This window comes from Micromonospora sp. PRAS1 (assembly GCF_059553435.1).
The window spans coordinates 61,268-85,814 of the sequence record NZ_JCANNB010000006.1; the positions used below are offsets into that span (position 1 = coordinate 61,268).

Below are 24,547 nucleotides of genomic sequence, written 5' to 3' on the forward strand. Positions count from 1 at the left end.
CTACCGGTCTAGCGTGGAGATCCCTGGTCGACTGGAGGCCCGATGCTCATCGCCCACCTCAGCGATCCGCACCTGATCACCGGCCTGCTCGGGGCCGAGCCGGCCGCCGGGCTGCACCGCGCGCTCGGCCGGGTGCTCGCGCTCAACCCCCGGCCGGACTGCGTGGTGATCACCGGTGATCTGGCCGACCACGGTCGACCCGACGAGTACGCAGTGCTGCGGGAACTGCTCGGCCGGTTCCCGCTGCCGGTGCACCTGACCACAGGCAACCATGACGATCGGGAGTCACTGCTGGACGCCTTCGGCGGCACGCCGTGGCTGGGTGGCGGCTTCTCGGCGTACTACCAGGTCGACCATGCCGGGGCGACCGTGATGGTGCTCGACTCGCTGGTGCCCGGCACGAACGGCGGGCGGCTCGGCGACGAACAACTCGACTGGCTCGATGGGGCACTCACCGCCCGACCCGAGGTGCCGGCCATCGTCTGCCTGCACCACCCGCCGATCGAGGTCGGCATCCCGGCCGCCGACGTGATCCGGCTCGCCGACGGTGACGCGCTCGCCGAGGTGATCCGCCGGCACCCCCACGTGGTACGCGTGGCCGCCGGGCACCTGCACCGACCGGTGACCGCCGCCTTCGCCGGCACGGTGCTCACCGTCGCGCCGAGCACCCTGCGGCAGGCCACATTGACCATGAGCGGCGACGAGCGGATCGGTTGGGTCACCGAGCCCACCGCGCTGCTGCTGCACCGGGTGACCGGCGACGGATGTGTCACGCACACCGTGCAGGTCAGCCATGCCGCTGGCCCGACCTGCGGCTTCTGACCCGAACCACTCGTCCACAATGGGCACCGGAACGCGTGGCCGAGGCGGACCTTCGGTCAGTCGCTGCCGGACCGGGGTCGGGCCGAGGCATCCGGATTGGTCGCTGGCTCGGGGCCGGCCGGCCGCTGTTGGCCGGCCGCCCGGCCGTAATCGGTGACATGGCGCCCAGGCGTGTTCACGTACCCGCAGCATGCCGTTAACCTCGCTCCGTCACGCGTCGGCGTGACCGAGACGCGCCGAAATCACGGCGCCTTCAGTGGGGGTAACACGCATGACGAGAAGGCTCATCGGGATCGTGGCTGCGCTCACCATGGCGGTGGGCGGTTCGCTGGCGGTGGCCGCTCCGGCGCAGGCCGCCACCCCGGCCATCGAGATCACGAAGGTCTACTACGACTCGCCGGGTCGGGACGACTGGTCGAAGGCCAGCCTCAACGCCGAGTACGTGAAGCTGACCAACCGGCGGGCACGCACCATCAACCTGAAGAACTGGACGCTGCGCGACAAGGCCAACCACGTCTACACGTTCACCGGGAACTTCAAGCTCGCCAAGGGCAAGAGCGTGGTGATCCGTACCGGCAAGGGCACCAACACCGCCCGCACCCGCTACTGGGGCTCGGGCAACTACATCTGGAACAACACCGGGGACACCGCCTACCTGCGCAACGCCAGCGGCAAGCTGATCGACAAGTGCTCCTGGAAGAAGGGCAAGGGCTACACCACCTGCTGACGGTGCAAGGAGGTGTAGGAGCTGTAAGGAAGGGGCCCTTGTTAACGGATTTTGCATAGGAAGGGCCCCCTCTTAACGAGGGGGCCCGCCTTTCGCGCCCGGCCTAGGCTGGCGCCATGCGACGACCCCGGCTCAGGACAGTACTGATCGGCCTCGGGGTACTCGTCTGGCTCGTGGCCGGCATCGGCCTCTGGTCCGGCTGGCCGGACAAGACGGTGTCAGCAATCATGATCGGTGCCGGCTTCCTGCTGTACGGCCCCGGCATCGTCAGCGCGTGGCGCGAGCGGCGGTCGAAGCCGCCGGAGCCGGCGGAACGGGTGCTGCGGCACTATCCCAGCTGGTGGTGACCCGTCGGTTCAGCCCTCGATCGGCGGGCGGTCGCTGTTGAGGTGGAACGCGCGCTCCTCGGCCTCCTGCCGGGCCGCGATGAAGTCGCGCTGCCAGTCCTGAGCGCCGTCCGGGATGCGCGCGACCACGTGCTCATTGTGAATCCGGCCGTCCGCGTCGGTCAGAGCGACCGCGACGACTGTGTGCCCGCGCCCCGGAATGGCGTAGTGGCGTACCGCCCAGCGGGCGGACGACTCAAGAGTGTGGCGGCGGCGTCGGGCTCCGGCCGTCACCACCATGGCGACCAGCAGGACGGCGGCCAGCACGACGACGAAGACGGCCAGAACCGCGATGATCCGCACTCGCCCCAGGCTACCGGGCATCGGGCCAGCCTGCACCGTGCGGAGACGTCGAAGGGCAGCCCAGAACGCACTGTCACACCTCATCGGGGTGGCCGGATCCGAACCGACGACCACTTCGTCCCGAACTGGCGGCAGGCCGGCCCGGTCGGGTGTCATGCGAGGTCATCCGGCCTGGTGGCGCTCGTTCCGGTCGGTTGCTGTACTCCACCGCTTTACTTCTTCCAGCGCCGGAAGCGCACCCGCGCCGAGGACCGCAACACCTGCCCGAGCTGCACCGCCGCACCCGCCACCAACACCGGTTCACCGGCAGCGGCAGCCATCGCCCGATCGGCAGCCAGCCAGGCCAGATCGGTCTCGCCCAGCTTCACCAACAACGCCGCCGTCAACCGGTACGCCTCCACCACTGCGGCCCGGCCCGCCGCCGGGTCCCGGGCGCAGCCGCGCTGCAGGCCGCCCAGCAGGCTCGGCAGCAGCTCGACCACCTGCGGATAGCGAGCATGCTGAAGGACAGTCCAGGCGTACGCGACGTGCCGGGCCATTCGGTCGGCCGGCAGCACCGGCGCTGGCCGGTCACGCCCGATGTCGTACGCCGACAAGGCTGCCCGGATCCGCGTTACGTCCTCGTCCCGCTGGCTCACGCTTCCTCGTGACAGCCCAGGTGCAGTAGTCCGCAGCCTGCAAGGCGAAGTCGCTCGCAAGCGGCCCGACCCGTGAGGTCGTCCACGACAAGTGGATCAAGCTGCATCAGCGGGCCACGGGCGGGCCGGGTTGCCACCCGGCCGGGTGCCGACCCTGGGTGGCGCTAAAGCGCCTGGGGGAGAGCCTGCGGTAACGGCCGGTGCTGTACTAAGCACTAGAGGGCACACCCGTCGATAGGGTGTGCCCTCTTACCTGGTCGGGGTGGCCGGATTCGAACCGACGACCTCTTCGTCCCGAACGAAGCGCGCTACCAAGCTGCGCCACACCCCGAGGCGTGCCGACAAATAGTAGCCCACCCGTCCGGAGGGTCAAACTCGGTACCCCCGGCAAAGCCGATCAAGGTCAGCGCGGGATCAGGGTGAGCAGGCTGGCCTCGGGCGGGCAGGCGAAGCGGACCGGGGCGGTCGGGTGGGTGCCGAGGCCGGCGGAGACGTGCAGCCAGGAGTCCGAGCCGGGCCAGCGGTGCAGGCCCTTCGCCATCGATCTGGGCAGGCCGCAGTTGGTCACCAGCGCCCCGAACCCCGGTACGCAGACCTGGCCGCCGTGGGTGTGGCCGGCGAGCAGCAGCCCGAAGCCGTCGGCGGCCATCTCGTCGAGCAGCGCCGGCTCGGGCGAGTGGGTCAGGGCGATGGAGAGGTCCGCCGTGGTGTCGACCGGGCCGGCCACCGAGGGGTAGTCGTCCCGTTCGATGTGCGGGTCGTCGACCCCGACCATGTCGATCGCCCGGCCGCCCGCCTTCACCTGGCTGCGTCGGTTGTTCAGGTCCGTCCAGCCGGCCCCGGTGAGCACTTCACGCAGGTCTTCGTAGGGCAGCTCGACGCCCTCGTGGTACTCCCGGTCGGGCAGGAAGTAGGTGAACGGATTCTTCCAGACCGGGCCGGTGTAGTCGTTCGAGCCGAAGACGAAGGCGCCCGGGTAGTCGAGCAGGGGTTGCAGCGCGCGGAGCACGCCCGGCACCGCCCCCGGGTGGGCCATGTTGTCCCCGGTCACCACGACCAGGTCGGGGTCGAGGGCGGCCAGCGACGCCACCCACTGCTGCTTGCGTACCTGGTTGGGGGTCATGTGCAGGTCGGAGATGTGCAGCACGCGCAGCGGCTCGGTGCCGGTCGGCAGCACCGGGACATCGAAGCGGCGGAGGGTGAACATGTTGCGCTCGACGAGTGACGCGTACGCCAGCGCGGCGGCGCCCGTCGCGACGGTCGCGGTCGCGAGCCGGAATAGTGTGCGCTTTCCCATGCCGATCAGGGTAGTTTGACCGACCATGAGCACGCTGAAGGACCGTCTCACCGCCGACATGCGCGCCGCCCTGAAGGCCCGCGACGAGCTGACCACCTCCACGCTGCGGATGGCGCTGGCCGCCGTGGGGAACGCGGAGGTGTCCGGCAAGGCCAAGCGGGCGCTCAGCGACGACGAGGTGTTGGCCGTGCTGACCAAGGAGGCCAAGAAGCGCCGGGAGGCGGCGACCGCCTTCGCCGACGCGGGCCGCGCCGAGCAGGCCGCCAAGGAGACCGCCGAGGGTGAGGTGCTGGAGCGCTACCTGCCGAAGCAGCTCTCCGACGCCGAGCTGACCGAGCTGGTGGCGGGGGCACTCGCCGCGGGCGGGTTCACCGGCAAGGCGCAGATGGGCCCGGCGATGAAGGCGGCCCAGGCCGCGGTGGCCGGCCGGGCCGAGGGGGGCCGGGTCGCCACGGAGGTACGCAGACAGCTCGGCCTGTGACGTGAACCGTCAGTTCTGAGAGGTCGACAACGAACGGGCGGGCACCCACCGAGGGTGCCCGCCCGTTCGCGGAGTTGCTTGTCGGCTCAGTCGTTCCGGTCGTTTCCGGGTCGACCGGGCGCGTTGGGTGGGCCGTTCCCTGGCCCGCCGTTTCCGTTGCCGCCGTTGTTGCCGCCTCCGCCGCCGGAGCTGACCTGGATGGTCACGATGCCACCCTTGATGGTGCGACCGCTCGGGCTGGTGCCGGCGGCGGTGCCGGCCGGGCACTCCGAGGCGATCTGACTGCCGGAGACGATCGGTTGGAAGCCGGCACCGGAGAGGCGCTGCTTGGCCTGTTCGACGCTTATGCATCGGACGCCTGGGATGCTGCGCTGGTCACCCTCGGAGATCTTCTTGCCGGGCGGGTCGAAGTTCTCCCCCTTCTTGCCCTTCATGGCGTCGCGCAGCGTCTCGAAGACCGGCGGGTTGATGCCGTCCGCAGGCTTGTGCTTCATCTTGACGTTGGTCTGCGGCCAGTCCGGGTCGGCCATGATGCCGGCCACCGCGTACTGCTTGGTCATCGCGACCAGGGAGGCGGTCTTCTCGCCGTCGGTGGTGCCGGACTTGCCGGCGATCGGCTTGCCCACGATGCCGCGCCCCTCGGCGGCCGTACGGCTGCTGCCGCAACTGCCGCCGGAGGGGTTGTCGCCGACCGGGCAGCGGGCCGCGTCGACGGCCGCCCGGGCCACGTCCGTGCTGAATCGCTTCTCGCAGCGCGGGTTGGCCACGTCCAGCTTGTTGCCGTCCAGGTCGCGGATCTCCTGCACCGGGATCGGCTCGCAGTACTTGCCGTCCGCAGCCAGGGTGGCGTAGGAGTTGGCCAGCTCCAGCGGGGTGGTCTGCGACACGCCCAGGGTGAACGCGCCCCACTGGTGCGCGGACGCCTTGTCGTTGGCGATGTTGGCGTCCTCGCTCTCCCGGAACTGGATGCCCAGGCGCTTGGCCACGTCGACCACGTTCTCCGCGCCGACCTGCTGCTGAAGCGGTACGAAGTACGTGTTGGTCGAGGACGAGAAGGCGCTGCGCATGTCCTTCACGCCGCCCGGCTTCTTGTCCGAGTTGGTCGGGCAGTAGAAGTGCGTGCCCGGGCAGGCGGCGTCGCTGCTGGGGCTGATGATGTATTCGGACTTGAACTGCTGCGGCGCGTTGATGTTGTAGCTGAGCGGAATGCCCTTCTCCAACGCGGCCACGATGGTGTAGATCTTGAACACCGAGCCGGCCTGGTAGCCGGTGATCCCGTCACCGCCGGTGAGTAGGGGATTCACCGTGTTCGGGTAGTTGCCGAGCCGGCCCCGGTCCCGCTGCTTCGGATCGCTGTGCGGCTTGTTCTTCGGGTTCTCCGGGTTGTCGAGCTTGAAGTTGCGGTTGACCGACAGCGCGCGCACCCGACCGGTGCCGGGTTCCACCACCGCGACCATCACGGCTTCCTTGGAGTTGACCGACTTGGCCTTGCGGACCGCCTTGTCAGCGCCCTCCTGTGCCTGCTTGTCCAGCGTGGTGACGATCGTGTAGCCGCCGCTCTTGAGTCGCCGCTCCCGGTCGTAGGAGGTCGAGCCGAACGTCTCCTGCGACATCCACCAGCGGTAGAAGTAGTCGCAGAAGAAGCCCCAGGAGTTCTTGTTGGTGGCCACGCAGCCGTTCGGCGTCCGCTTGTCCCGGACCTTCAGCTTCACGGCCTTGGCCGCCTCGGCCTCCTCATTGCTGATCGCGCCGATCTTGGCCATGTTGTCGATGACGTAGTCACGTCGGGCGACCGCCTGCGGGTAGCCGCTCTCGGTGGTCGGGTCGAACGAGCTGGGCGCCTTGACCAGGCCGGCCAGCATGGCGGCCTCGTCGATCGTCAGGTCCTTGGGCTTCTTGTTGAAGTAGACCTGGCTGGCGGCGTAGACGCCGTACGCGCCGTTGCCGAAGGCGGCGAGGTTGAGGTAGGCCTCCAGGATCTCGTCCTTGGACATCTCCTTGTCCACCTGGAGCGCGTACCGCATCTCGCGCAGTTTCCGGGCGCTGGTGTCCTCGGTCGCGGCGATCACGTCGGCCGGGTGGGTGGCCGAGTACGCGATGCTCATCCGGACGAACTGCATGGTCAGCGTCGAGGCGCCCTGCCGGTCGTTGGTCGCCGAGCTGTTGTTGACGAAGGCCCGGGCGACACCGTTGAGGTCGACCCCGTTGTGCTCGTAGAACTGGTGGTCCTCGGCGGCGATGATGGCCTTCTGCATGTGCGGCGAGATGTCCGCGAGCTTGACCTCACGCCGGTTCTCGTCGTACATCGTGGCCAGTGGTGTCTTGGCGTCCTTCGCCAGCAGATAACTGATCTGGGGAGCGCGGGCCATCGTCAGTTCCTTCGGCAACGCGCCGAAGGTATCCGCTCCGGCCTTCGCGGCCAGGCCCGACATCGCCACTGCGGGGAAGGCCGCAGCGGCGACCACCACGCCAGCCAACAGCCCACAGATGAGTAGCGATGCGGCGTTGGTCAGGACGTTGTGGTCACGTTTCCGCATCCAGGTCACCTCGTCAGGGTACGCGAACAGATAACGAGGGGCGCTGCGGCGTCTTTTCCCCATTTCCTGCGCGCGCCGTCCTCGTTGTGCTAGACGCGTGGCACCGGTGTCCGGTTGCGTGAATCCGGGCCGAGTTTCCTCCCCGGGAGGCCCGGCCCGCAGCGTTTTCTCGGACTCCGGTGGGGTAAGCGGCGGTCCCAGGCCCGAGAGGTCGGGAGTGTCCGAAATGATGGATTTAGCCGACAACGTTGCGTAATCGGGCGACTACAGAGCATGATGGAGGCGGCGACAGCGCCACATGTCGTCCGTGCTGCCTTGGGGTAAGGCGCGCGCGGACGTCGGGGGGAGAAACAGCCGGCTGGCCCGCGACGGCGTCGGTAGTGCAGCAAGGGGGGACGTGTACAGATGGGCATGATCACTGACTGGCCGTCACTGGCGGCGTGTCAGAACGGGGACCCGGACGCGTTGTTCGTACAGGGCGCCGAACAGAACGTGGCGAAACGGATCTGCCGGAGCTGCCCAGTTCGATACGAGTGCCTGGCCGACGCGCTGGACAACCGAATCGAGTTCGGCGTGTGGGGTGGCATGACCGAACGTGAACGACGGGCGCTGCTCCGTCGTCACCCGCAGGTCACCAGCTGGCGCAAGATGTTCGAGGCGGCGATGAAGAAGAACGCCAAGGAAAAGTCCGGTAAGGACCGGATCCTGGCCGCCACCACCAGCTCGTGACGCCGGTGCACTCAGGAGCGGCTGATCGCCGCGCCGATCGTCCGTAGCCCGTCGACGTCGTGCACGTCGGCGGGCTGCGCCGTCACCGAGACCGTCGGCACCTGCGGGAACGTCTCGGTGAACCGCGCCGCCACCTGCCGCTCGCGTACCGCCTGCTCGGCCAGGGTGGCGTGGGCCCGCAGCACCTCGACGGTGCCCTCGTGACCACCGGCCGTGGCCAGCCGGTCGGCAGCGGCCCGGCTCTCCGCCGCGCCCAACTCGGGCACCGCCGGGCGGTGCACCCGGTTGAGCACCAGACCGGCGAGCGGCATCCGCTCCTCGCGCAATCGGCCGGCGAAGTAGGCGGCCTCCCGGACCGCGTCCGGCTCCGGCGCCGCGACCAGCAGGAACGCCGTCTCGCGCGCCTGAAGGATGCGGTACGTCTGCTCCGCGCGCTGCCGGAACCCGCCGAACATCGAGTCGAGCGCGGCCACGAAGCCGGACAGGTCGGTGAGCAGTTGGGTGCCGATCACCTTCTGCACGACCCGGGAGAACATCCCGAAGGAGGCGGTGACCAGGCTGAACATGCTGCGTCCACCGGTCCTCGCCGGGGCGAGCAACATGCGCAGCATCCGGCCGTCGAGGAAGCGCGACAGTCGGGCCGGCGCGTCGAGGAAGTCCAGCGCGGAGCGCGACGGTGGAGTGTCCACCACGATGAGGTCCCACTCGCCCCGGGCGTGCAACTGGCCGAGCTTCTCCATGGCCATGTATTCCTGCGTGCCGGAGAAGGTGGAACTCATCGCCTGGTAGAAGGGGTTCGCGAAGATCTCCGCCGCCTTCGCCGGGTCGGTGTGCGCGAGCACCACGTCGTCGAAGGTGCGCTTCATGTCGAGCATCATGGCGTGCAACTCGCCGCCGCTGGACTCGACGTCGATGCCCTTGACCTGCCGGGGGGTGTTGTCCAGCTCGGTCAAGCCGAGTGACTGGGCCAACCGCCGGGCCGGGTCGATGGTGAGTACCACCGTGCGGCGACCGTGCTGCTCCGCCGCGCGCAGCGCGAGCGCGGCGGCGGTGGTCGTCTTGCCCACCCCACCGGCCCCGCAGCAGACCACGATCCGGACGCCCGGATCGGCCAGGATCTGGTCGACGTCCAGCGGCGGCGCGGCGTTGTCGGAAGGCACCAATCGAGCGTATCGGGCCGGCCGGGACCGCGTGTCAGGCTGCGGCCAGGTGTGAGTCAATCGCCGCCGACGAGGGCCCTGGCGAGGACGTCCAGGCCGGCACGGTCCACCCCGTCGGGCAGCAACGGCAGCTCGACCAGGGGCACGCCCAGCTCCACCAGGTCGGCCCGGAGCGAATCCTCCAGCTCCCGGCGGATCGCCTGGTCGCGTGCCTCGTCGTGCAGCCCGGAGACGATCCGCTTGTCGACCGGGAGGCCGGCGGCGCGTAGCCCACGCGCCAGCTCCGCCTCGGTGACCGGACGCCCCGACGGCAGCGGCGGCCGGCTGCCGTTGATGATCACTCGTCCCATTCCGAAGCCCAACGAGGTCAGCTCGGAGATCGCGTCGATGGTCTCCTGCACCGGCATCTCCTCGAGCAGGGTCACCACGTGCACCGCGGTCATCGGCGAGCGCAGCAGGGCCGAGACGCCCTCGCTCTGGGTCTTGATCGGGCCGACCTTGGCCAGCCGGGCGGTCTCGGCGGTCACATTCAGGAACCGGCCGATGCGACCGGTGGGTGGGGCGTCCAACACCACCGCGTCGTAGACCCGCCGCTGGTCCGCCGTGCGGGTGGTGGCCTCCTTGACCTTGCCGGTGAGCAGCACGTCGCGCAGGCCCGGCGCGATGGTGGTGGCGAAGTCGATCGCACCGAGCTTCCGCAACGCCCGACCGGCCGCCCCGAGCTTGTAGAACATGTCCAGGTATTCCAGCAGCGCCTCCTCGGCGTCCACGGCCAGCGCCCACACCTCACCCCCGGCGGGTGCGTCGGCCAGGTGCCGTTCGGCGTACGGCAGCGGCTCGGTGCCGAAGAGCTGGGCGATGCCCTGACGCCCTTCCACCTCGACCAGCAGTGTGCGCCGCCCACCCGCGGCCAGTCCCAGGGCCAGGGCCGCCGCCACGCTGGTCTTGCCCGTGCCGCCCTTGCCGGTCACCACGTGCAGGCGGGCGGGCCAATCGGTGCCGGCCCGATCGGCCGGGCGCTGCGCTGCTCCCACCCGTCGAGCGTATCCATCCGACGGGTTCAGGAGACCTCGCAGACCCACCAGCCGGAGCGGCGGATCACTGTGAAGCGCAGATCCTGGTCAGCGATCTTCTCGTCGGCGGTGGTCACCGTCACCGTGGTGGTCACCGTGGCCCGGTCACCCGTCTCGTTGTCCACGGTCGGGGTGTCCCAGCGGAACCGGGGGTTCTGGTGGGTCGACACGTACGTCTCGATCTCGGTGATCTTGGTCCGGATCTGGGCCTGGTCGCGGGCGGCGCTGCAGACCATCCTGGCGGCCTTGGCCGAGTCCCGCTCCTGATACACGGCGGTGAGGAAGTCGTCGACCGCCACCGACGGATCCGGCGCGCCCTCGCCGGACTCGGCGTTGCGCAGGGTCAGGAAGGCGGCCACACCGCCACCGGCGCAGAGCAGCAGCACCACCGCCAGGGTGAGGGAGGCCGTCAGGGGGCCGCGCCGCCGGGGCGGGCCCGGGTTCGACTGGTACGGGGGATAACCGGGCGTGGACGGGCCCTGGTCGCCCGGGCCGATGGACGCACCGGGTTGAGCCGGAGGGATGGTGGGGCCGGTCGGGCCGCCGGCGGGTGGCTGGGTCATTGCGTCCCCCGGGGTACGGCGTCACCCCGCGATGGCGGTGAGCGTGGGATCGGGTCGGCCGGGCCGGGCGCCCGTCCAGACCGGAAGGGTAGCGGTCCGGCGGCCCGGTGCCGAGAGGTCGGTGTCTCGCGGGCGGGCGACGCGATCGGATTCCCGCTGCTCGGGTGTCGCAAATGCGACCGAAGGCCGCCGGGCGTGCGCGTCGGTGTTGATGGATCGATACGCCGGTCCTACCGTCGCTCCGGCACGCCCCGACACAGCCGCGAGCAGCGGGTCTGCACCGTCGGGCGGCGCCGTGACCAGGTACGACGCCCGGAGGCAGTGCATGCGCGACACGAACAACACCCCCCGAACGCAGTTTCCGCCGGGGTCCGGAGGGGGCGGCTGGACGGCCGGTGAACGCTCCTCCGGTCGGCCGCCCGTCAACGAGCGTTGGTACCGGCGGCCGGTGCCGCCGGTCGCCTCGGCAGAGCCGACCGCCGGCCGGGACGACGAGAACCCGGGGTACGTCATCCACCTGCCGATCCGGGTGACCGACCTGGCTGCGGCCACCGCCCTGGCCGGCCGGGTGGCCACCTCGCTCAACTTCCTGCCCGAGCTGGACGCCGGTGAGACCGAGGTGTCGACCGCCGACGACCAGAACAACAGGCACCGGGTCTTCTGCGATCTGCTGCTGCCCGACCGCACCCGGTGCCCCCAGCCGTACGACCACCGGGGCCCCTGCGGGGAGCTGTCGACCGCGCCGGAGCAGCGTCCGGCGCCTCGACCGGGCGGCGGACCGTAGGCTGTGCCCGAAGTGTCCATGCCACGAGGGAGCCCGATGCAGAAGTGGGAATACGCCACCGTTCCGCTGCTGGTCCACGCGACCAAGCAGATCCTCGACAACTGGGGTGAGGACGGCTGGGAACTCGTCTCCGTCGTACCGGGGCCGAACCCGGAACAGCTCGTCGCCTACCTGAAGCGGCCGAAGTCATGAGCGAGCGAGCCGGAGTGCTGGACGGAGTGCCGGCATGAGCAACGGCCCGCACGCCAAGTTGGCGGAACTCGGGTTGGAGCTGCCGGAGGTGGTGCCGCCGGTGGCGAGCTACGTGCCGGCGGTGCAGTCCGGACAGCACGTGTACGTCTCGGGGCAGCTGCCGATGGCCGAGGGCAAGCTGCTCGCCACCGGCAAGGTCGGTGCCGGCGTCTCCGCCGAGCAGGCCAAGCAGCTCGCCCAGCGGTGCGCCCTCAACGCGCTCGCCGCGGTCGACTCGCTTGTCGGCCTGGAGAACGTCGTCAAGATCGTGAAGCTGACCGGATTCGTTGCCAGCGCGCCCGGCTTCATCGGCCAGCCCGCCATCATCAACGGTGCCTCCGATCTCTTCGGTGCCGTCTTCGGTGAAGCGGGCCGCCACGCTCGCAGCGCCGTCGGCGTCGCCGAACTCCCCCTCGACGCCCCCGTCGAGATCGAGGTCATCGTCGAGGTCTCCTGACCCTCCGCGATCTTGCAGTTTCCGTCCGGACGAACGCCCCTAACCAGGGCGAATCGGGGACCGGAACTGCAAGATCGCGGGACCCGGTCCGTGGGGTCGTACGATCGCAGCCATGGGAGGGCATGTGACGGGGGCGGTGACCGCCCTCGCCAGCGAACTGCCGGAGTGGGTGACGTTGCTGCGGGCGCCCAACCCCGGGCCGATGACGCTGGAGGGCACGAACACCTGGCTGCTGCGGGCCGCGCCCGGCGAGCCGGCCGTGGTGGTCGATCCGGGGCCGGCGGACGAGACGCACTTGGCGGCGATCGCCGCACAGGGGCCGGTCGGCCTGGTGTTGATCACGCACGGGCACCCGGACCACACCGAATCCTCAGCGCGCCTGAGTGAGCTGCTCGGTGGGGTACCCGTCCGGGCCGCCGACCCCGCACACAGCATCGGCGGCCCGCCGCTTGCCGATGCCGGGATCGACGGGCACGGTCTGCGGATCCGGGTCGTGCCGACCCCCGGGCACACGGCCGACTCGGTCTGCTTCCTCGTGGCGCCCGCCGACGTGGCGCCTGCCGACGTGGCGCCTGCCGACGTGGCGCCTGCCGACGTGGCGCCTGCCGACGTGGCGCCTGCCGACCGGTGGGTGGTGCTGACCGGCGACACCATCCTGGGCCGCGGCACCACCGTGGTCGCCCACCCGGACGGCCACCTCGGCGACTACCTGGCCAGCCTGGAGCTGCTCTCGGCGTACCGGGGGATTCCGGCCCTGCCGGGGCACGGCCCGGCGCTTGCCGACTGCGGTGCCGCCGCCGACTTCTACCTCGCCCACCGCCGCGCCCGGCTCGACCAGGTCCGGGCGGCACTCGACGCCGGTGCGCGGACCGCCACCGAGGTGGTCGCGACGGTCTACGCCGACGTGGACCGCTCGCTGTGGTGGGCGGCGGAATGGTCCGTGCGCGCCCAGCTGGAATACCTGGGCCGGGAATCCGGTGCTGACGACGCGGGGTTGGACCGGCCGTGACCTGCCCGGTGTGCGGAACCGTAGCGGTACCCGGCGCCCGGTTCTGCCACAACTGCGGCGCCGCGCTGCCCGCCGCCGCGACCCTGCCCGCCGCCGAGCGGCGGGTGGTCACCGTGCTCTTCGGCGACCTCTCCGATTTCACCTCCTGGTCGGAGGATCTCGACCCGGAGCGGGTCGGCGCGGTCACCGACCGGGTGCTGGCGGCCCTCGCCGGTGCGGTCAAGACCTTCGGCGGGCACGTCGACAAGCTGACCGGTGACGGGATCATGGCGGTCTTCGGCGCGCCGGTGGCGCACGAGGACGACGCCGAGCGCGCGGTGCGGGCGGCGCTGTCCATGCAGCGGGCCGTCCGTCGGGTACTCGACGACGAGCGCGGCGGTGGCGCGCCGCTCGGCCTGCGGGTCGGGTTGAACACCGGGGACGTGATCGCCGGCATCCAGGCCGCCATCGAGTACACGGTCATCGGCGACACCGTGAACACGGCCGCCCGGCTGGCCGACGCCGCGGCCGTCGGCGCGGTCTACGCCGGGGCCCGAACCGCCGCGGCCACCCGGCATGTGGCGAGCTGGCGAGCGCTGCGCCCGCTGCGGCTCAAGGGCAAGCGCGAGCCGGTCGAGGCGTACGAACTGCTGGGCCTGCTGGACGCGCCGGGCACCCGGTCGGGTCTCGGTGACGAGGCGCCCTTCGTCGGCCGGGAGACCGAGATCGGCCGGATCGCCGGTCGGCTGGCCGAGGTGATCGACCGGAACGAACCCCGGGTGCTGCTGATGACCGCCGAGGCGGGCATCGGCAAGTCCCGGTTCGCCGCCGAGGTGGAGCGACTCGCCGCCGGTTACGACGTGGGCGCGGGCCGGTACGCGGCGCACACCGGCGCCCGGGTGCTCTCGGTACGCTGCGCCGCGTTCGGCGAGCGCCGCCGGCTGGCTCCCCTCGCCGACCTGGTACGCGCCGCCACGGGCCTGCCCAACGACGCGGCCACCGCGGTTACCCGCCCGGCCGTCGAGGAACGGCTGCGCCGGCTCGGGCAGCGGCTCAGCCGGGTGCGCGGCGAGCCCGCCCCGATCGCCGTCGACCAGTTGCTGGCCCTGCTCGGGTACGCCGAGCTGCCCGCCGGCAGCCCCACCGACCAGGGCGAGTGGAGCAGCGCCCAGCCGGCCACCGACGTGGACGCCGTGCCGAACGCGGTGGCCGACCTGCTCAGCGCGCTCGCCGAGGAGGCGCCGCTGGTGATTGTGGTGGACGATCTGCACGACGCCACCGCCGAGACCATCCGGGCCCTGGAGGTGACGCTCTCCCGGCTCAGCGGGCCGGTGCTGGTGCTGCTGCTCGGCCGGCCGGAGCTGGTCCGGACCGCAGGCACCCTGACCCGGGTCGCGGACGCCGAGGTGCAGCCGTTGCCGCCGCTGCGGGGTGCCGACGCGGCTCGGCTGCTGACCAGCTATCTGGGCGGCGGGCGGCTACCCCAGGCCGACACCGACCGGCTGCTGGCGACCGCCCAGGGCAACCCGTTCTACCTGGCCGAGCTGGTCACCCTGCTGATGGAGCGCGGCGCGCTTACCGCCGGGGTGGGCAACGGCTGGCGGCTGGCACCCGGCTCGCTGGGCAGCCGGCTGCTCTCCCGGGACCTCGCGGCGGTGCTCGCCGCCCGGATCGACGCCCTGCCCGCCGAGGCGCGTGCGGTGCTGCGGGACGCGGCGGTGGTCGGTGACTCGGTGCCCGACGGCGCGCTGGAGGCGCTGCGGGAGCAGCGCGCCGGGCGGGATGGCCGGCCGGCTGCGGTGGCCGCGGTCGAGCTGGACCGGGCGGTCGAGGAACTCCTGCAACGCCGCATGCTGCACCGCACCCGCTCCGGGTACGCGTTCGCGACGCCACTGATGCGCGAGGCCGTGTACGCCGGGATCAGCAAGGCGGAGCTGGCCGAACGGCACGCCGCGCTGGCCCGCTGGGCGGCACGGGAGGACTCCGGCATCCCGGTGACCGGGGCGGGTGGTGTCCCGACCGGATCGGGCGGGTTCACCGAGGCGACTCGGGACGACTTCGTCGCCGAACACGCCGAACGGGCCAGCGCGCTGGCCGATGCGGTCACGCTGCGCCCGGACGCACCGGCCCGGGCGGTGGCGCCGCTGGGCGTGGCCGCGCTCGGCCGGGCGACCCGGCGAGCGCTACAGGCGGGCGAGCCGGCGCTCGCCGTCGAGCACGCCGAACGCGCCGCCGAGTTGGCCGGCGTCGACGGCGTACCGGCCGCGGACCGGGTGCTGCACGCCAGGGCGCTGCTCCAGGTGGGTCGGGCCGCCGACGCGCTCGCCTACGCCGAGAAGATCGCCGCGAACGCCGGTGACCAGGCGGACATCCGGGCCAGCGCGCTACTGCTGGCCGGGCAGGCCCAGCAGGCGATGGGCGACCTGCGGCGGGCGGAAGCCTCCTGGCGGGAGGCGTTGCAGGTGGCCACCGACGCCGACCTGCCCACACTGCGGGCCTCGGCGATGCGCCGGCTGGGCATGGCTGACTTCCTCGCCGGGCGGCTCGGGCAGGCGAGCAGTCGGCTGGCCGCCGCGTACCAGGTCAGCCTGGCGGTGCAGGACCGCCGGGGGCAGGCGTGGTCGTTGCAGAACCTGGCCTGGGTGACCACCACCCGGGGCGACTTCGCCGGTACGGACGCGGTGCTCGGCCGGGCGGCCCGGCTCTTCGCCGAGTTGAAGGACCCCTACGGGCGGGCCTGGCTGCGGGGCACCACCGCGTTCGCCCGGCTGCTCGCCGGTCGGCTGCGGGAGGCGCGCCGGTTGGCCCGGATCTTCCTGCCCTTCGGCGAGCGGGTCGGTGAGGCCTGGGCGGTGGGCACCCTGCGTGCGGTCGAGGCGTACGCCAACGCCGAGTTGGGTGAGCTGGCCGACGCCGACCGGGAGGCACGCCGGGCGTATCGCGAGTTCGCCGCCGGCTCGGACGACTGGGGGCAGGGCTTCGCGCTTGTGGTCCGGGGAGTGGTGGCCCGTGGGCTGGGCGAGCCGGAGCACGCCGCCGACCTGCTCACCGACGCCCTGTCGTACGCCCGCCGGACCGCCCATCCGCTGCTCACCGGGATGGCCGGCACGCTGCGCGGGTTCGTGGCGCTGGACATGGGCGACGTCGAGGCCGCCGAGCGGGACGCCCGGACGGTGCTGACCAGTGTGGAGCCGCACAATCCGCAGGCACCGGCGCAGGTGGCGCCCCGGGTGCTCCTGGCCACGGCCCGGCTGGCGGTCGGCGACTCCGGTACCGCGGTCGGCCTGCTCGCTCCGGTCGCCACCGCTGCGGCGACCACCCCCTCGTTGCTCTTCTCCCGCCGGCAGTCGATGGCGCGCTACGCCTCGGCCCTGCTCGCGCACGGGCAGCTTGAGCAGGCGCTGGACTGGGCCCGCCGGGCGGTGCACCTGCCGGCCGAGGACGTCCGCAGTCAGGTGATCGCGGCCAGCGTGCTCGCCGAGGCACTGGCCGCCGGTGGCCGGTCGGCAGAGGCGACGGCCTGCGCGAACGAGGCCGTGCGCCTGGCGTACGGCACCGAGCAGCGCAGCGAGCGGGCCGCCGCCGAGGCGTTGCGGATCCGTCTGCTGAGCTGATCCGTGCCACCGCTGGCCGAGCCCGGCGGCGGCCCGGCAGCGTAGGACTGTCGGTTTCGGTGATGTGCCCTGTCGGAGATGGCCGCTAGCGTGCACATTGCACGCGGCGGTCACTTTCGATTGTCGTGCCGTCAAGGGGGAGGGCTCAGATGAGGCTGCCGCGTTCGGTCGCCGGTTGGACGATCGCGGTGTTCGGCGGGTTGGCGCTGCTGATGGGCGCGGTAGGGCTGCTCTGGCCCGAAGCGTTGCTCGGGATGCTCGGTTTCGAGATCCCGGAGACCCGCGCGCCGGGCGACTACACCGGCACCTTTGTCACGGCGTCCTCGATGGCCTCGTTCAACATGGGCGTCTACTACCTGCTCGCCACCGCCACCGAGTGGCGGGCCTTCTACCGCTTCACAGTGGTCTTCCGGCTTGTCACGTTCACCGTCTTCAGCCTCGCGGTGTTGGCCGACGTGGCACCCGGCCGGTTCTTCGGCGTGGCGCTCTGGGAGGGCCTTGGCGCGCTGGCCACCGCGGCCGCGCTCTGGTGGGACGCCCGCCGCGCGGGGCCGGCCGGTGCTGTCGCGGCGGGTGGGACCGATGCGGGGAACACGCCGGTGTCGGACGGCCGGCGCGGGACCGGGACGCCGGGTGTGGGGCCGGCCGCCGATGCGGTTCGCTGAGCAGCCCGCCCGGTTGGGTATTTTCGATACCGTGACCGACACTCCGCCCGGCGCTCTGCCGACGCCCATTGTGCCCGGTCTGACTGATTTGCAGGTCTTTGCCCGTGGGGGGTACGCGACCGTCTACTCGGCCATCCAGATCTCGGTGGGCCGGGAGGTGGCGGTCAAGGTGGAGAACCGCACCCTGGCCAGCGAGCGGGATCAGGCGCGGTTCCTGCGCGAGGCGCGTGCCGCCGGCCGGATGTCCTCCCACCCGCACGTGGTCGACCTCTTCGACGTCGGAGTCACAATCGATCAGCACCCCTATTTGATCATGGAGTTGTGCGACGGCTCGTACGCCGAACGGATGCGGAACTCTCCGCTGGACGCCGTCGAGGCGCGCGATCTCGGGGTGAAGATCGCGGATGCGATCGCCCACTCGCACGGCGCCGGGGTGCTGCACCGCGACGTGAAGCCGGCCAACATCCTCTACTCGCACTTCAACTCGGCGGTGCTTGCCGACTTCGGGCTGGCCGTGGTCGCCGAGATGCGGGACGCCTCGGTTGCCCTGGAGGTACTCACTCCGGCGTACGCGCCACCCGAGATGTTCAGCCACAGCCCGCCCTCGCCCGCCGTCGACGTCTACGCGCTCTGCGCCACGCTCTACGCGGTCATGCACGGGCGCCCGCCGCGCTGGCAGGCCGAACGCAATCCCAGCCTGGTCACCGTGCTCGAAATGTTCCATCAGCCGATACCCAGCCTGCCCGGCATTCCGGATGAGCTGATCGACGTACTCCGCGCCGGCATGGCCAACGATCCGGGGGAGCGGCCCTCCGCCGAGGAACTGCGCGACCTGCTCGCCGGCCTGTCGTTGGAGGAGCCGGCGAACGGTCCGGTCATCCCCGCCGGCAGCAGCACCCTGGCTGGTCGGTCCGGCGCCGCCCAGGTGCCCGCCCGGGGTGGATCCGACGGCTCGACCGATCGCCGCCGCCGGCGGCGCTGGTTCCTCGGCGCGGCCGGGGTGGTCGCGCTGGCCGCCTCGGCGGGCGTCGGCGCCTGGGCCGCCGGAGGCCCCCCGTCGCCGCAGTCCACCCTGCCGGTTCGCCCGCCGGCAAGTAACGCGTTGCGTCCGGGCTGCGCCAGCCTGCCCGAGGCGCTGCCCTCAGGTGCCGGGTGCGCGACGGAGCTGGAGTGCTTCGGGCCGGTGCAGGTGCGCGGCCAGCGGGCCGAGGCCAGCCGGGTGTCGTGCGACTCGCGGCACACCTGGGAGAGCTACGCGCAGGGCAAGCTGCCGGCCGGGCTCTTCGGCGCCGACCACGACGAGATCGTCGCCGATCCGGCCGTGCGGCAGATCTGCAACGAGGAGACCTTCCGGCTGGTCAGCGGGGTCGAACCGGCATCCGGGTGGAACCTCGAGGTGCTGCCGCCCGCAAACGGGAAGGTCGACCCCACCTTCCGTTGCCTGGCCGGACGAGGTCTGGACGGCCTCGCCTCGCCCACTCTCACCGGCGGCTGACCGGTGCCGACCGCGTCAGCGGCGTGGTCATCCCCCGCGGTCGTCGCGGTAGCGCTCCCGTAGCGCGCGCACCGTCTCGCGGTCGCCGAGTGTCTCCAATGTGTCCGCGTCGATGCCGGGCGGCTCGGCGCTTGCGGATCCGGCCGCCTGATCCGGGTCCGGTGGGATTTCGGCGTCCCGCTGCCGGGCGGCGGCCGCCGCCACTGCGGCGACCGTGCCGCACAGGACGCAGAGCAGGGCCATGGCGACTCCCAGGAGATCCTGCCGGCGTCCGGCGACCAGCGACGCCAGCAGCCAGATCGCCGCCACCAACGCGACGACCGCCACCACGCGTGCGTTGAGCCCGGGAAACCGTCTCACTCGTCCAGAATGTCGGCGATCGCCGATCTGTCAACCGCGGTCGCCAGCTACCGCCGTAACAGGTGACGACATCGAGCCAGAGAGTGACGAGGTGATTACGCGTCCGGGCGAAGTGCCGGGAAAGCCGGATTTGTGGTGCCGGATTCATTGCCGCATGTCCCTAGAGTGTCAATGGTCGGGCTCGACTCGACGTGTCCCGTAACCCAGCGGAAGGCGTTCACATGCCACCACCAATCCGGACAGTGGCCGCAGCCGGGCTCGCCGGCGTACTCCTCGTCGGGGCGGCGGTCGCCCCCGCCGTCGCGGCACCGACAAGGAGCGCCGGCACGAGCGCCACGGACCGCACCAGCGCCGTCGAGCGGCTGCGCGTCGACCGCGTGCCAACGCCCGAGCTGGACTGGTACCGGTGCTACGACTACGCCGAGTGCGCCACCGTCGACCTGCCGCTCGACTACGACCGGCCGCACGGGGCGACGACCGAGGTCGCCGTGCTGCGGGTCAAGGCGCGCGACCAGAAGCGCCGGATCGGCAGCCTCTTCATCAACCCGGGTGGCCCGGGCGGATCGGGCACCAGCGTCGCCCTCGCCGCGCCCCTCTTCCTCGGTGACGAGGTGCTCGACCGGTTCGACGTGATCGGGGTCGATCCGCGCGGCGTCGCGGCCAGCGAACAGGTCAGGTGCTTCAAGTCGGTGAAGGAGCAGACCCGTGCGTTGGCGGGGATGAGCGTCCGCTTCCCATACGGCAAGGACGAGGAGAAGGCGTACGTCGCCTCGGCGATCACGGTCGGCCAGGCCTGCTCGACCACCGGACGGCCGCTCACCGGCGCGATGTCGACCGCCGAGGTCGCCCGCGACATGGACGTGCTGCGCCGGGCGGTCGGCGACAAGAAGCTGAGCTACCTCGGCTTCAGCTACGGCAGCGTCCTCGGGCAGTACTACGCCAACATGTTCCCCGACCGGGTGCGCGCGGTGGCTATCGACGGGGTGCTGGACGCGACGGCGTGGTTCGGCGGCGGCAGGTCCGCCAACGTCGACCAGGAGACGCGGATGCGCAGCGCGAAGGGCGCGTACCAGGCGCTGCACGAGATCCTGCGGCGGTGTGAGCGCGTCGACGTCGAACGCTGTCCGCTGGCCTCCGGCGACCCGGCCGCCAAGTTCGAGTTGGCGACGAAGCGGCTGAAGGCCGAACCGCTGGTGGTCGACGACCCGGACCTGGGTCGGTTCACCGTCACCTACGCCGACTTCATCGCGTTCGTTCTCGACGGGCTGTACGGCCCGTACGGCTACTACGACGTCACGTCCCTCACCGCCGAGGTGCTGGAGCTGACCGACCCGTCGGCGACGAAGGTGGCCCGCGAACGGGCCCGGGCCGGGCTGGCCCAGCGGTTCGCCCAGGCCCACGGCTACGACTTCCCGTACGACAACACCGTCGACATCATCCTCGGCGTGGACTGCACCGACGCCAACCATCCGAAGAACGTCGGATCGTGGGCGGCGCGGGCAGCCCGGGCCGACCAGCGTGACCCGTACTTCGGCCGGGCTTGGACATGGCTCAGCGCGGCCTGCGCGCGGGACAGCTGGACGGTGCGCGACGAGGACCGCTACACCGGCCCGTTCAACCGGCGGACCGCCAGCCCGGTGCTGGTGGTCGGCAACTACTGGGACCCGGCGACCAGCTACCACGGGGCGGTCTCCACCTCGAAGCTGCTGCCGAACAGCCGGCTGCTGCGCAGCGACAGTTGGGGACACACCGCGTACGGGACGTCGGCCTGCGTGACCGGGGCGGTCGACGCGTACCTGATCCGGCTGGCGCTGCCGAAGAAGAACACGGTCTGCAAGGGCGACATCCAGCCCTTCGAGGGCCTGCCGGAGGAGCCGGAGACGGCGACCCGGCGGGCGGAGACCTCGAAGAGCGAGCTGGCCGCCCAGGGCGCGCCGCGCCGCGGTGAGCCCAAGCAGCTGCCACCGGTGGTCGCGCCGCTGCCGGCCGGTGGAGCCCTGACGGCCCGCTGAGGTTCGGCGGAACAAACACCGGGGTACGGCGGGCGATCGGGTCGCCCGCCGTACCCCGGCCCCTGTCGAAAAGGCAGCTAGTACGACTTTTCCTGGCCGAGTACGTGTTGGGCGACGAAGTTGAGGATCATCTCGCGGCTGACCGGGGCGATCCGGCCGGCGCGTACCGCGCCGAGTAGCGTCGCCACGCCGTACTCGGTGGTCATGCCGGCGCCGCCGAGCGCCTGGACGGCCGTGTCCACCGCCAGTGCCGCCGCTTCACCGGCGGCGTACTTGGCCATGTTGCCGGCGACCCCGGCCTCCAGATCGCGGCCGGCGTCGTAGAGCGCGGCGGCCTTCTGAATCATCAGCCGGGCCAGTTCGACCTGTACGGAGGCGTGCGCGAGGGGGTGCGACACGCCCTGATGCGAGCCGATCGTGCGGCCACCCCACACCTTCCGGGTCGCCGTGTACTCGCTGGCCCGCTCGATGGCGTACCGGCCGGTGCCGGCACCCATCGCGGCCACCGTGATCCGCTCCGGATTCAGCCCGGCGAAGAGCGCCGGCAGGCCGGCGTCCAGCGACTCACCGACCAGCGCGTCGGCGGGCAGGCGTACGTCGTCGAGGTAGAGCAGGAACTGGTGCTCCGGGGAGACGATCTCCATGTCCAGCTTGGACCGGGTCAGCCCGGCGGCGTCGGTCGGCACGATGAAGAGGGTCGGCTTGAGTTTGCCGCTCGACGCGTCCTCGGTGCGGGCCACCACGAGCACGTGCTGAGCCTCGTCCACGCCGGAGATGTAGCACTTGCGGCCGGAGAGCAGCCAGTCGTCGCCGTCCCGGCGGGCCACCGTGCCAAGCCGGTGGAAGTTGGACCCGGCCTCCGGCTCGGTGATCGCGAAGACGATCTTCTGGGAGCCGTCGGCCAGGCCCGGCAGGTGGCGCTTGCGCTGTTCCTCGGTGCCGTGCCGGTTGATGACGGTGGCCGCGATGGCGGGGGAGACCACGAGCAGCAGCAGCGGGCAGCCGGCCGCAGCCAGCTCCTCGCAGACGAGGGCCAGCTCGGTGATGCCGCCGCCACCTCCGCCGTACTCGGCGGGGATGTTGACGCCCAGGTAGCCGAGCCGGCCGGCCTCGTGCCACAGCTCGGTGGTGTGCTCGCCGGCCCTCGCCTTCTCGACGAAGTAGCGGTGGCCGTACCGCCGGCCCAGCGCCCGCACGGCCTCGCGCAGTTGGTCCTGCTCCGGGGTCAGGTCGAAGTTCATGCCGGTACCTCCTGGGAAGGGTTGACCACGGCCAGCACCGCACCCGTGTCGACCTGCCCACCGGGGGGTACGGGCAGCTCGGTGACCACACCGTCGGTGGGTGCGAGCACGGGGTGTTCGAGCTTCATCGCTTCCACGGTCAGCAGCAGATCACCGGCGGCGACCCGCTGGCCGACCTCGACGTGCACCCGGGTCACCGCGCCGGGCAGCGGGGCGAGCAGCGACCCGGCGGCCAGCTCCGCGGTGGGCAGCGGAAGCCGGGGCAGCTCGGTCAGCTCCGCCGCCCCGTCCGGGCCGTCCACGAAGACCGCCGACCCGCTCCGGTGTACGCGGAACGCCCGCCGGACCCCGTCGATGTCGAGCACGACCCGCGCCGGGGTGGCCTCGACCAGCGTGACCTCCGGGGGCGGCTCGGCACCCGGCGAGATGGACCACTCGGCGAGCCGGCCGGCGCGGTCCAGCCGGTAGCGGACCTCGATCTCCGCGCCGTCGCCGCTCGCGAAGCGGGTGACCTGCGGAAACGCCGGCACGTTGCGCCAGCCGGAGGGCAGCCCGGCCAGCACCGGTGCGGCGGCCCGGCGGGCGGCGGCGCAGCCCAGCGCCGCCGCCAGCGCGACGAGCGGGACCTGCCCGGCCGGCAGCAGCGGGGCGAAGAGGTCGGGGTGCCGGTCCAGGAAGCCGGTGTCCACCTCCCCGGCGGCGAACTCGGGGCTGCGCAGGATCCGGACCAGCAGGTCACGATTGGTGGTCACCCCGTGCAGCTCGGCCCGGGCCAGCGCACCCGCAAGCGCCCGGGCGGCCGACGCGCGGGTGGGTGCCCAGGCGATCAGCTTCGCGAGCATCGAGTCGTAGTGGACGCCCACCACCGACCCGGCGACCACCCCGGAGTCGAGCCGCAGGCCCCTGGTCGGGGCGAACTCACCTGCCACGCCGGGGAACGCGAACCGGTGCAGGGTGCCGGTGGCCGGGCGGTACCCCTGGGCCGGGTCCTCGGCGCAGAGGCGTACCTCGATCGCGTGGCCCTCGGCCGGCGGGGTCGCCGCCAGCGGCAAGGGCTCGCCCTCGGCGACGAGCAGTTGCAGCCCGACCAGGTCCAGGCCGGTGGTCGCCTCGGTGACCGGATGCTCGACCTGGAGTCGGGTGTTCATCTCCAGGAAGTAGAGATCGCCCTCCGGGGCGAGCAGGAACTCCACAGTGCCCGCGCCGACATAGTCGACCGCCCGGCCGGCGGCCACCGCCGCCTCGTGCAACCGCTGCCGCACCTGCCCCGGCAGGATGCCGGGCGCCTCCTCGACGATCTTCTGGTGCCGGCGCTGGATCGAGCAGTCCCGGGCACCGAGGGCGAGCACCGTACCGTGGGTGTCGCCGAGGATCTGCACCTCGACGTGGCGGCCCCGCTCGACGTACCGCTCGATGAAGATCGTGCCGTCGCCGAACGCCGACGCCGCCTCGCGGCGCGCGCCGGCCACGGCCTCGGCGAGTTCGCTGGCGTCGCGGACCACGCGCATGCCCCGCCCGCCACCACCGGCGGCGGCCTTGACCAGCGCCGGGAAATCGGTGACCTGGTCGGCGTCGGTCCAGGTCGGCAGCATCGGCACGCCGGCCTCGGCGAGCAGCGCCTTGGCCGCCAGCTTGTCGCCCATCGCGGCGATCACCTTCGCCGGTGGCCCGACCCAGGTCAGCCCGGCGTCGGTGACCGCCGTGGCGAACTCGGCGCTCTCGGCGAGGAAGCCGTAGCCGGGGTGCACGGCGTCCGCGCCGGCCCGCCGCGCCGCGGCCAGGAGCAGATCGATCCGGAGGTACGTCTCGGCGGGCGTGTTCCCGGGCAGCCGGACCGCATGGTCGGCCTCGGCGACGAAGGGCGCACCGGCGTCCGCGTCGGAGTACACGGCGACCGTCTGCACGCCCAGCGCCCGGCAGGAGGCGAAGACCCGGCGGGCGATCTCTCCCCGGTTGGCCACCAGAAGTCTTGTGATCATGAGGG

At 71.8% G+C, this 24,547-nt stretch carries 22 protein-coding genes, 1 tRNA gene and 2 pseudogenes; 14 read left to right on the forward strand and 11 right to left on the reverse strand.

The window, feature by feature from the left end; genetic code table 11:
- Positions 1 to 42 precede the first annotated feature (42 nt).
- The 3 genes from AC507J_RS07950 (at position 43) to AC507J_RS07960 (ending at position 1,896) form a co-directional block, all read left to right on the forward strand.
- Positions 43 to 822: a phosphodiesterase gene (locus tag AC507J_RS07950; protein ID WP_496288420.1), complete on the forward strand. Its 780-nt coding sequence runs from the start codon at positions 43 to 45 to the stop codon at positions 820 to 822.
- A 271-nt stretch (positions 823 to 1,093) separates the two neighbouring features.
- Positions 1,094 to 1,549, forward strand: coding sequence for a lamin tail domain-containing protein (locus tag AC507J_RS07955; RefSeq protein ID WP_496288421.1), 456 nt, complete (start codon positions 1,094 to 1,096; stop codon positions 1,547 to 1,549).
- Positions 1,550 to 1,665: 116 nt separating this feature from the next.
- Positions 1,666 to 1,896, forward strand: a complete 231-nt coding sequence (locus tag AC507J_RS07960; RefSeq protein ID WP_496288422.1) for a hypothetical protein — start codon at positions 1,666 to 1,668, stop codon at positions 1,894 to 1,896.
- Between the two features lie 9 nt (positions 1,897 to 1,905).
- Here the strand turns inward: AC507J_RS07960 and AC507J_RS07965 are convergent, their stop codons facing one another.
- The 4 genes from AC507J_RS07965 to AC507J_RS07980 all read right to left on the reverse strand — a co-directional run bounded on the left by AC507J_RS07965 (position 1,906) and on the right by AC507J_RS07980 (position 4,173).
- Positions 1,906 to 2,238, reverse strand: coding sequence for a hypothetical protein (locus AC507J_RS07965; protein WP_496288423.1), 333 nt, complete (start codon positions 2,236 to 2,238; stop codon positions 1,906 to 1,908).
- 212 nt (positions 2,239 to 2,450) lie between these two features.
- A complete protein-coding gene (locus AC507J_RS07970) occupies positions 2,451 to 2,876 on the reverse strand; it encodes a hypothetical protein (protein WP_496288424.1) in 426 nt (141 codons plus the stop codon).
- Between the two features lie 254 nt (positions 2,877 to 3,130).
- Positions 3,131 to 3,207 (reverse strand) — tRNA-Pro (locus AC507J_RS07975).
- Between the two features lie 72 nt (positions 3,208 to 3,279).
- The gene (locus tag AC507J_RS07980) at positions 3,280 to 4,173 is read right to left on the reverse strand and encodes a metallophosphoesterase (RefSeq protein WP_496288425.1); all 894 of its coding nucleotides are present in this window, start codon (positions 4,171 to 4,173) and stop codon (positions 3,280 to 3,282) included.
- 25 nt (positions 4,174 to 4,198) lie between these two features.
- On the opposite strand from AC507J_RS07980, the gene AC507J_RS07985 reads away from it, so the two are divergent.
- Complete coding sequence (locus AC507J_RS07985) at positions 4,199 to 4,654, forward strand: GatB/YqeY domain-containing protein (RefSeq protein ID WP_496288426.1); 456 nt, start codon at positions 4,199 to 4,201, stop codon at positions 4,652 to 4,654.
- A gap of 86 nt (positions 4,655 to 4,740) precedes the next feature.
- On the opposite strand, the gene AC507J_RS07990 is transcribed toward AC507J_RS07985, so the two are convergent.
- Positions 4,741 to 7,191 carry a penicillin-binding protein gene (locus AC507J_RS07990; protein ID WP_496288427.1) on the reverse strand — a complete coding sequence of 817 codons (2,451 nt, stop codon included), beginning with the start codon at positions 7,189 to 7,191 and terminating at the stop codon, positions 4,741 to 4,743.
- Between the two features lie 405 nt (positions 7,192 to 7,596).
- Here AC507J_RS07990 and AC507J_RS07995 point away from each other — a divergent pair, with 405 nt between their 5' ends.
- Positions 7,597 to 7,920, forward strand: a complete 324-nt coding sequence (locus tag AC507J_RS07995) for a WhiB family transcriptional regulator (RefSeq protein ID WP_496288428.1) — start codon at positions 7,597 to 7,599, stop codon at positions 7,918 to 7,920.
- 11 nt (positions 7,921 to 7,931) lie between these two features.
- Here AC507J_RS07995 and bagB read toward each other — a convergent pair whose 3' ends face one another.
- From bagB to AC507J_RS08010, 3 genes are read right to left on the reverse strand one after another with little or no spacing between them, the layout of a single operon-like run.
- Positions 7,932 to 9,083 carry an ATPase BagB gene (gene bagB / locus AC507J_RS08000; RefSeq protein WP_496288429.1) on the reverse strand — a complete coding sequence of 384 codons (1,152 nt, stop codon included), beginning with the start codon at positions 9,081 to 9,083 and terminating at the stop codon, positions 7,932 to 7,934.
- A gap of 53 nt (positions 9,084 to 9,136) precedes the next feature.
- Positions 9,137 to 10,114, reverse strand: a complete 978-nt coding sequence (bagA, locus tag AC507J_RS08005) for an ATPase BagA (protein ID WP_496288430.1) — start codon at positions 10,112 to 10,114, stop codon at positions 9,137 to 9,139.
- 26 nt (positions 10,115 to 10,140) lie between these two features.
- On the reverse strand, positions 10,141 to 10,716 hold the full coding sequence (locus tag AC507J_RS08010) for an Rv0361 family membrane protein (RefSeq protein ID WP_496288431.1): 576 nt from the start codon (positions 10,714 to 10,716) through the stop codon (positions 10,141 to 10,143).
- Positions 10,717 to 11,041: 325 nt separating this feature from the next.
- On the opposite strand from AC507J_RS08010, the gene AC507J_RS08015 reads away from it, so the two are divergent.
- From AC507J_RS08015 to AC507J_RS08050, 8 genes and pseudogenes are all read left to right on the forward strand, one after another.
- The gene (locus tag AC507J_RS08015) at positions 11,042 to 11,500 is read left to right on the forward strand and encodes a hypothetical protein (RefSeq protein WP_496288432.1); all 459 of its coding nucleotides are present in this window, start codon (positions 11,042 to 11,044) and stop codon (positions 11,498 to 11,500) included.
- Positions 11,501 to 11,536: 36 nt separating this feature from the next.
- The gene (sp36, locus tag AC507J_RS08020) at positions 11,537 to 11,692 is read left to right on the forward strand and encodes a Sp36 family protein (RefSeq protein ID WP_091080361.1); all 156 of its coding nucleotides are present in this window, start codon (positions 11,537 to 11,539) and stop codon (positions 11,690 to 11,692) included.
- Between the two features lie 34 nt (positions 11,693 to 11,726).
- Positions 11,727 to 12,188, forward strand: a complete 462-nt coding sequence (locus tag AC507J_RS08025) for a RidA family protein (RefSeq protein ID WP_496288433.1) — start codon at positions 11,727 to 11,729, stop codon at positions 12,186 to 12,188.
- Between the two features lie 112 nt (positions 12,189 to 12,300).
- Positions 12,301 to 12,723 (forward strand): annotated as a pseudogene (locus AC507J_RS08030) (MBL fold metallo-hydrolase); the annotation flags it as partial.
- Positions 12,724 to 12,819: 96 nt separating this feature from the next.
- A pseudogene (locus AC507J_RS08035) lies at positions 12,820 to 13,197 on the forward strand (MBL fold metallo-hydrolase); the annotation flags it as partial.
- Complete coding sequence (locus AC507J_RS08040; protein WP_496288434.1) at positions 13,194 to 16,790, forward strand: adenylate/guanylate cyclase domain-containing protein; 3,597 nt, start codon at positions 13,194 to 13,196, stop codon at positions 16,788 to 16,790. The pseudogene AC507J_RS08035 and the gene AC507J_RS08040, both read left to right, overlap by 4 nt.
- 149 nt (positions 16,791 to 16,939) lie before the next feature.
- Positions 16,940 to 17,455 carry a hypothetical protein gene (locus AC507J_RS08045; protein WP_496288435.1) on the forward strand — a complete coding sequence of 172 codons (516 nt, stop codon included), beginning with the start codon at positions 16,940 to 16,942 and terminating at the stop codon, positions 17,453 to 17,455.
- Positions 17,456 to 17,486: 31 nt separating this feature from the next.
- Positions 17,487 to 18,950, forward strand: coding sequence for a serine/threonine-protein kinase (locus AC507J_RS08050; protein WP_496288436.1), 1,464 nt, complete (start codon positions 17,487 to 17,489; stop codon positions 18,948 to 18,950).
- Positions 18,951 to 18,977: 27 nt separating this feature from the next.
- Here the strand turns inward: AC507J_RS08050 and AC507J_RS08055 are convergent, their stop codons facing one another.
- Positions 18,978 to 19,310 carry a hypothetical protein gene (locus tag AC507J_RS08055; protein WP_496288437.1) on the reverse strand — a complete coding sequence of 111 codons (333 nt, stop codon included), beginning with the start codon at positions 19,308 to 19,310 and terminating at the stop codon, positions 18,978 to 18,980.
- A 221-nt stretch (positions 19,311 to 19,531) separates the two neighbouring features.
- Here AC507J_RS08055 and AC507J_RS08060 point away from each other — a divergent pair, with 221 nt between their 5' ends.
- The gene (locus AC507J_RS08060) at positions 19,532 to 21,322 is read left to right on the forward strand and encodes an alpha/beta hydrolase (protein WP_496288438.1); all 1,791 of its coding nucleotides are present in this window, start codon (positions 19,532 to 19,534) and stop codon (positions 21,320 to 21,322) included.
- A gap of 77 nt (positions 21,323 to 21,399) precedes the next feature.
- Here the strand turns inward: AC507J_RS08060 and AC507J_RS08065 are convergent, their stop codons facing one another.
- Together AC507J_RS08065 and AC507J_RS08070 are read right to left on the reverse strand one after the other, a co-directional pair.
- A complete protein-coding gene (locus AC507J_RS08065; protein WP_496288439.1) occupies positions 21,400 to 22,563 on the reverse strand; it encodes an acyl-CoA dehydrogenase family protein in 1,164 nt (387 codons plus the stop codon).
- Positions 22,560 to 24,542 (reverse strand): acetyl/propionyl/methylcrotonyl-CoA carboxylase subunit alpha, encoded by a 1,983-nt coding sequence (locus AC507J_RS08070; RefSeq protein WP_496288440.1) that lies wholly within the window; start codon positions 24,540 to 24,542, stop codon positions 22,560 to 22,562. The genes AC507J_RS08065 and AC507J_RS08070 overlap by 4 nt, the downstream gene beginning before the upstream one ends.
- Between the last annotated feature and the right edge of the window lie 5 nt (positions 24,543 to 24,547).

Coding starts and splice junctions, on each gene's coding strand:
- AC507J_RS07950 (WP_496288420.1), top strand. CDS start 43: ATGCTCATCGCCCACCTCAGCGATCCGCACCTGATCACCGGCCTGCTC.
- AC507J_RS07955 (WP_496288421.1), top strand. CDS start 1,094: ATGACGAGAAGGCTCATCGGGATCGTGGCTGCGCTCACCATGGCGGTG.
- AC507J_RS07960 (WP_496288422.1), top strand. CDS start 1,666: ATGCGACGACCCCGGCTCAGGACAGTACTGATCGGCCTCGGGGTACTC.
- AC507J_RS07980 (WP_496288425.1), bottom strand. CDS start 4,173: ATGGGAAAGCGCACACTATTCCGGCTCGCGACCGCGACCGTCGCGACG.
- AC507J_RS07985 (WP_496288426.1), top strand. CDS start 4,199: ATGAGCACGCTGAAGGACCGTCTCACCGCCGACATGCGCGCCGCCCTG.
- AC507J_RS07990 (WP_496288427.1), bottom strand. CDS start 7,191: ATGCGGAAACGTGACCACAACGTCCTGACCAACGCCGCATCGCTACTC.
- AC507J_RS07995 (WP_496288428.1), top strand. CDS start 7,597: ATGGGCATGATCACTGACTGGCCGTCACTGGCGGCGTGTCAGAACGGG.
- AC507J_RS08010 (WP_496288431.1), bottom strand. CDS start 10,716: ATGACCCAGCCACCCGCCGGCGGCCCGACCGGCCCCACCATCCCTCCG.
- AC507J_RS08015 (WP_496288432.1), top strand. CDS start 11,042: ATGCGCGACACGAACAACACCCCCCGAACGCAGTTTCCGCCGGGGTCC.
- sp36 (WP_091080361.1), top strand. CDS start 11,537: ATGCAGAAGTGGGAATACGCCACCGTTCCGCTGCTGGTCCACGCGACC.
- AC507J_RS08025 (WP_496288433.1), top strand. CDS start 11,727: ATGAGCAACGGCCCGCACGCCAAGTTGGCGGAACTCGGGTTGGAGCTG.
- AC507J_RS08045 (WP_496288435.1), top strand. CDS start 16,940: ATGAGGCTGCCGCGTTCGGTCGCCGGTTGGACGATCGCGGTGTTCGGC.
- AC507J_RS08060 (WP_496288438.1), top strand. CDS start 19,532: ATGCCACCACCAATCCGGACAGTGGCCGCAGCCGGGCTCGCCGGCGTA.
- AC507J_RS08065 (WP_496288439.1), bottom strand. CDS start 22,563: ATGAACTTCGACCTGACCCCGGAGCAGGACCAACTGCGCGAGGCCGTG.
- AC507J_RS08070 (WP_496288440.1), bottom strand. CDS start 24,542: ATGATCACAAGACTTCTGGTGGCCAACCGGGGAGAGATCGCCCGCCGG.